The organism is Streptococcus sp. DD11, assembly GCF_001578865.1.
GTDB lineage: Bacteria > Bacillota > Bacilli > Lactobacillales > Streptococcaceae > Streptococcus > Streptococcus panodentis.
Genome location: NZ_KQ969395.1, coordinates 162,741 through 168,898 on the forward strand (window position 1 = coordinate 162,741; position 6,158 = coordinate 168,898).

Genomic DNA, 6,158 nt, shown 5'->3' on the forward strand with positions numbered 1-6,158 from the left:
CAGCCCCTCCGACCGCAAAGACCAAGAGGGAAATGGTCGTGAAATAGGAAAAATCAAAATTGGGAATGTAGGTACTGATCTTATCCATATTGGCCGTCGCAAACTGCATGTCGGTTTTGATAAAAGGCGCCCCAACCGCCAAGAGAACAAACAGCAGAGACATGACCAGCATGGCACTGCCGGCCAAACCGCCGATTAGCTTCAGCGCAGCCAAGCCCTTGGTCGAAAGATAGAGAAAGGCCCCAAAAATAAGCAGACTGAGAATGACAATCCAATGAATATCCAAGCTGCTCAAAAAGTCACCATTGCCATGCAGCGCCCAGCCCAGAGGAATCAAAATCCCCTGCGGCTTCTGGGCCAAGTAGGGAATATGCACAACCCAGTAGGTCCAGGCGGCAAAATAAGCCAGCCGCTTGGTCGAAGTTTTTTCGACCCAGTCGCTCACACCGCTTCCGCTCTCCTTAAAAGTCGAACCAAGCTGTCCTACAATCAAAGCGTAAGGAATAAAATAAATAGCCAGAATGAGAATCCAGGATACAATGACCGAAATCCCCTGCTGGGCGTAATTGTTGACGACATTGCCCAAGCCCCAAACCATGTTGAAGGCAATCAAAGACACCATTAACCAGGTCAGCTGGTTCTGCTCTTTTTTCATAAGTTTCCTTTCTCCTTTTCACTAATATGGAAATAATTGATTTCAATATTATTATAACATGTTTTTCTTGATTTGGAAGCCTTTTCCCTATAAATTATGAGAAAATATTTTAACACTCCTGCTCTTGCAAAATCAGCAGCAGCTGAGGCAGGAGCGGCTGGACAGCAAAAAAGAACCGCCGAAGCAGTTCTCTTGTCATCTTTAAAGTGAGTTAACATCAACCTTGATTCCCACACCTTGGGTAGTCGTGATGGTCAGGTTGGTTACGTAAGTACCCTTAGCAGTAGCTGGTTTAGCTTTTTGAATCGTATCGTTGAAAGCCTTGAAGTTTTCAACCAACTTGTCAGCGTCAAAGGATACTTTACCGATGATGGCCTGTACGTTCCCTGCACGGTCTGCACGGTAAGTGATTTTACCGCCTTTAGACTCTTCCACTGCTTTTGCAACGTCCATGGTTACAGTACCAGTCTTAGGGTTTGGCATGAGGTTACGAGGTCCAAGGACACGTCCCAGACGTCCTACAAGTGCCATCATATCAGGTGTAGCGATTACGACGTCAAAGTCCAGCCAGCCGTCGTTGATTTTAGCAACCAGATCATCTTCGCCCACGAAGTCTGCACCGGCAGCTTTTGCCTCTTCAGCCTTTGCACCACGGGCAAAGACCAAGACACGCTGGGTTTTACCAGTTCCGTTTGGCAGCACCATCGCACCGCGGATCTGCTGGTCAGCTTTTTTAACATCAATATTCAGGTTATATGCAACTTCTACAGTCGCGTCAAATTTTGCAAAGTTGGTTTCTTTTGCAAGTGCTACAGCTTCTTCTACGCTGTAAGCTTTTGTGCTGTCGATTTTTTCAAGTGCAGCACGAAGTTGTTTGCTTTTTTTAGCCATTTTTTTCTTCTCCTTGTAAGTGGTTCAATCGATTTTCATCTCCCACGTCACTTCTCGAAATGATGAAGTCTTGCGGGTCTCCGGCGACTTCCTTTTGACTGACAGGCCCCAGCTCCATAAACAGCACTATGTATCTGTCAAGAGCTGCCCCATTTCAATCAAAAAATCTTCGCCCTTATTAAGGGTGTTATTGATTAGTCAGTAACAGTGAATCCCATAGAACGAGCAGTACCTTCAATCATACGCATTGCAGACTCGATGTTTGCAGCGTTCAAATCTGGCATCTTGGTTTCAGCAATTTCCTGTACCTGAGCACGGGTAACGCTTGCTACTTTCGTTTTGTTTGGCTCACCAGAACCTTTTTCAACACCTGCAGCTTTCTTAAGCAGAACAGCAGCCGGCGGCGTTTTGGTCACGAAAGTAAATGATTTGTCTTCGTATACTGAGATAACAACCGGAATAATCATACCAGCCTGATCGGCAGTACGAGCGTTGAACTCTTTTGTGAATCCCATGATGTTGATACCGGCTTGACCAAGCGCAGGACCAACTGGCGGAGCTGGAGTCGCTTTACCAGCAGGGATTTGCAGTTTTACAAGTTTTTCGACTTTTTTAGCCATTTTTAAATCCTCCTTTGTGGTTTTGGCGGTAAATAAAGATTTTTACCTCCCACAAGTATGCTTACCGCATACCTTTCTATTATACACTAAACTTTGCCAAATGCAAGGAATTTTAGCTTCTTTTTTGCTTTTTTTGTGGTAAAATAATCTTATGACACTATTAATCAAGATTGCGGCTGTTTTGTTTATCTTTTTGACTCTGATTTTAACGACTATTACTGTGAGGGTTTTTAAATTACGGAAATATGGCTTGAATTTTGCGGACTTGGCTTTTCCGCTTTTTGTCGTGGAATTTTATATCATTTCCGACCAGGCCTATTACCACAGCCTTCTGCCCCAGCTGGGCTTAGCCCTGTCAGTTCTGGCCATTGCGATTGCCATTTATTTCCTCAGAAAGAAAAGAACCTTTTACTATCCAAAATTTTTCAAATTCTTCTGGAGGGCCGGCTTCATCTTGACCTTTTTTCTCTATGTAGCTATGGTGATTGGACTCTTTATTGCAAATTAATTCTCAGCAAAGCTCTCTTCAAGCGCGTCATTTCTGACAGCGGGTGCTTTTTCAGCCCAGTCCCAGACATTCGAAAGCGTGGCAGGAGACGGCCGAAAAAGCAGGGTTCTTCAAAACTTTACCAAGAATCTTATCAGAAAGCAGGGGCAGAGACAGCCATCATGGGAGGCTGCCCCACTCTCTGAAAAAAAAAACAAATAAACTTGCTTGAGGGCGCTTATGCTGCCCTCCTTTTTTGAATCTTCAAGATAAGAAAATCTGTCAGCCACTGGAAGAATCGCAGCAGGATTTCCAAGGTGAGCGACAAGAGCAAGGTCATCGTGAGGGCTTTCAGGGAGAGAGCCGTCACACCAAATACGCCAGACAGCAGCAAGGCAGCTCCTGCCATTCCCAAAACATTGACCAGCAGAATGCCCCATTTGACCTTGTTTAGCGGCTGAACCAGCTTATAGATCAGGGTAAAGCCGACAACTGCCAGCAGGATGATGGCCGATGTGCTGATTTCTCTGGAGGACAGGCCTAGCCCATAACCGCTGAAAACAGCCAGCAAAACTGCGATAAAATCAACCAAAGCTGCTGGGAGAGCATTCTTTAAAACAGTCTCTAAGAAACGCCCCCGAATCCGCGTGTTATTGGGCTCTAATGCCAGCAGAAATCCCGGAATCCCAATGGTAAAAGCGCTGATCAGAGACATCTGCGAAGCCTGCAAAGGATAGGTAAAGGCAAAGAGAGTGGATGCCAGAGCCAGCAGCATCGAAAAAAGATTCTTTACCAGAAAGAGACTGGCGGAACGCTGGATATTATTGACAACCCGCCGGCCTTCTGCCACAATATGGGGCATGTGCGAGAAGTCCGAGTCCAGCAGTACGACCTGCGCGATTTGCTTGGTCGCATCATTTCCAGACTCCATGGCAATGCTGCAGTCCGCTTTTTTCATGGCTAAAATATCATTGACACCGTCGCCTGTCATGGCAACATTATGCCCCTCGGCCTGCAAAGCCTGCACCAGCTGCTGCTTCTGCTCTGGACTGACACGGCCAAATACAGTGTAGCTGCCTGCTGCCTGAGCTATTTTTTCCTCCGTATCCAGCTCTCTGGCATCAATATAAGATGCAGCATGCGGAATAGCGGCTTTTCTGGCAACGGCAGACACCGTCACAGGATTGTCTCCGGAAATGACCTTGACTGCAACTCCCTGTTTTTGAAAATAAGCAAAGGTTTCCGCAGCATTTGCCCGAACAGGATTTTCCAGCAGAAGAAAGACCAGCGGAGAGACAGCAGCACTTAGCTCCTCCCCCAAAGAAGCGGCCTGATAGCGGCCGAATACTAGGACGCGCGCGCCCTGCTCCGCTTCCTCTTTGAAAGAATGCTGATACTTGGCCAAGTCCTCTCTGAGCACATATTCCGGTGCGCCTAGGACAAAAACGCCATTTTCAAAGGCTACAGCGCCGTACTTTTTCTGAGAGCTAAATGGATACTGCTGGATGACGGTCCACGGAGCAGCAATCTGCTCCAAGTCTGGATAAGCGCGAATGGTCTCAATGGTGTCATTTTTATCTTGACTGGCAGCCAGATACTGACTCAAAGCGCTCTTTGCCTCCAGTTCCTGCCCGTCCACAAAGACCAGCCGGCTGACCGCCATGTCGTTTTCCGTAATCGTTCCCGTCTTGTCCACACAGATCACATCCACCCGCGATAGGGTTTCAATCCCTTTCATGCTATTTAACAGGACCTGCTGCTTGGCAAGACGCACCGCTCCCAAAACCAGCGCCAGTGTCATCAAGAGATAGAGCCCTTCCGGAATCATCCCAACGATTGCACCGACCGTAGATGTCACACTGAGCTGCAGTGTTTCCTGATTGCTGATATAGCTTCGAAAGAAAAGCAGCAGCCCCATAGGGATAATGACTATGCCGATGGCCTGCACCAAACGATTAACAGCATGAACCATTTTGGACTCTTCCATACCGCTGACCTCTTTGGCTTTTTTTGCCAGCTGATTGATATAAGAATGATTGCCGACCTTATCCAGCCGGGCATAGCCTTGGCCTGCCACTACAAAGCTGCCGGACAAAACGGCATCGCCCCTGTTTTTTTCGATTTCGTCCGCTTCCCCTGTCAGCTGAGCTTCATTGACCCTTATTGACCCTGACAGCAGGAAACCATCCGCATAAATCTGGTCTCCAGCTGCAAATACAACCACATCATCCTGAACCAGCTCTTCCACAGGAAGCACCTGTTCTCTGCCATCACGAAGGACCTTGGCTGAAAGAGTATGCAGGAGATGCATCTGATTCAGAACCTTTCTGGCCCGCAGTTCTTGAACAATCCCAATCAAAGCATTGGTGATGACAATGGGAACAAAGAGCAGATTATTCCAAGACTGAACCAAGACCAGCAAAAGAGCCAGCACCAAAAAAATAAAATTAAAGTAAGTAAAGAGATTGCCGCTGACAATCTGCCAAGTGGTCTTTTCTGTCGAAACCGTCACTTTATTGGTTAAGCCTTTTTGAATGCGCTCCTCTACTTCTCTCTGCGTGAGTCCCTGCGGCCGATTTGTTTGCATACATTCTCCAGTTCATTTCGAATTTCCTTTCCCCATTGTAGCAAAATCTCCAAACTTTTCATCCGACCTGAGTAGGAAACTGTTCATCTTCTTTGAAAAACCAATGCTGCCCGAAAAATGTCTCCAAAAACGGGCCAGCCTGATGGCAATCCAGCTCAGCAGAAGCAGCTTATTCGTGGAGCTCTAAAGGCAGGCCGTCTGGATCAAAGAAGAAGGCCATCTTGCGGCCGTCAAAGTCATCATAGCGCAGTTCTGTATGAGGAATGTCCAGACGGTCCAATTCTGCCAGGCAGCTTTCGACATCCTCCACCCGAAAGGCCAGATGCCGCAGGCCGGTATGCTCCGGATAGGGCAGGGCCGGCCTTTTTGGTGCGTCTGATTTGATAAAGATTTCCAGCGTCAGACTGCCCTGACGGACATTCAAAAGGATGTCCTTTTTCTCCGGCCGATGGTGTTCATCCAGCAGCTGGAAGCCCAGTTTGTCTACATAAAACTCCTTGGTTCGGGCATAGTCATGGCCGATGATGGCTATATGATGGACAGAGTCTAATTTCATTAAAAACCTCTTTTCTATAAAAAATAAGGAGCTGGAAAATAAGAATCACAGCTCCTAGTTTAATGCCTTATTTTCACAGCAAATACTGGTAGATAGCCTGAGCACAGCCATTCTGGTCATGATCAGCCACAATCTCATCAGCACTCTTTTACCTGAGCCAGCGCCCGACCGGTGAACAGGACAACCTTCTTGCCAGCAGAGACGGCATCCTGGATAGCCGCCACACTCTCTGCCGCAATCTTCTTTTGACTGTTTAACAAGGGGCCATCCATGTCAAAGGCAATTAATCGATACCTGAGCCATCTTCCTTATTCCTTAAGTTTGCAAAACCTTTCGCGGCTTGGTGCCTTCAGCCGGTCCGA

7 protein-coding genes and 1 pseudogene are annotated in these 6,158 nt (G+C 47.2%); 1 reads left to right on the plus strand and 7 read right to left on the minus strand.

What is annotated here, in order from left to right; all coding sequences use genetic code 11:
- The 4 genes from STRDD11_RS08535 to rplK all read right to left on the minus strand — a co-directional run.
- A partial coding sequence (locus STRDD11_RS08535; RefSeq protein WP_128837111.1) for an amino acid permease occupies positions 1 to 655 on the minus strand: 655 nt, incomplete at its 3' end.
- Positions 652 to 873: a hypothetical protein gene (locus tag STRDD11_RS13695; protein WP_164828439.1), complete on the minus strand. Its 222-nt coding sequence runs from the start codon at positions 871 to 873 to the stop codon at positions 652 to 654. The genes STRDD11_RS08535 and STRDD11_RS13695, both read right to left, overlap by 4 nt.
- Positions 857 to 1,546, minus strand: a complete 690-nt coding sequence (gene rplA / locus STRDD11_RS08540; RefSeq protein WP_128836968.1) for a 50S ribosomal protein L1 — start codon at positions 1,544 to 1,546, stop codon at positions 857 to 859. Before rplA ends, STRDD11_RS13695 begins: the two co-directional genes overlap by 17 nt.
- 194 nt (positions 1,547 to 1,740) lie before the next feature.
- The gene (gene rplK / locus STRDD11_RS08545; RefSeq protein WP_128836969.1) at positions 1,741 to 2,166 is read right to left on the minus strand and encodes a 50S ribosomal protein L11; all 426 of its coding nucleotides are present in this window, start codon (positions 2,164 to 2,166) and stop codon (positions 1,741 to 1,743) included.
- A 151-nt stretch (positions 2,167 to 2,317) separates the two neighbouring features.
- On the opposite strand from rplK, the gene STRDD11_RS08550 reads away from it, so the two are divergent.
- The gene (locus STRDD11_RS08550; RefSeq protein ID WP_128836970.1) at positions 2,318 to 2,674 is read left to right on the plus strand and encodes a DUF3397 domain-containing protein; all 357 of its coding nucleotides are present in this window, start codon (positions 2,318 to 2,320) and stop codon (positions 2,672 to 2,674) included.
- 217 nt (positions 2,675 to 2,891) lie between these two features.
- Here the strand turns inward: STRDD11_RS08550 and STRDD11_RS08555 are convergent, their stop codons facing one another.
- From STRDD11_RS08555 to STRDD11_RS08565, 3 genes and pseudogenes are all read right to left on the minus strand, one after another.
- On the minus strand, positions 2,892 to 5,240 hold the full coding sequence (locus tag STRDD11_RS08555) for an HAD-IC family P-type ATPase (RefSeq protein ID WP_128836971.1): 2,349 nt from the start codon (positions 5,238 to 5,240) through the stop codon (positions 2,892 to 2,894).
- 169 nt (positions 5,241 to 5,409) lie between these two features.
- A complete protein-coding gene (locus STRDD11_RS08560) occupies positions 5,410 to 5,796 on the minus strand; it encodes an SMU1112c/YaeR family gloxylase I-like metalloprotein (RefSeq protein WP_128836972.1) in 387 nt (128 codons plus the stop codon).
- Between the two features lie 149 nt (positions 5,797 to 5,945).
- Positions 5,946 to 6,068 (minus strand): annotated as a pseudogene (locus STRDD11_RS08565) (HAD hydrolase family protein); the annotation flags it as partial.
- Positions 6,069 to 6,158: the final 90 nt, after the last annotated feature.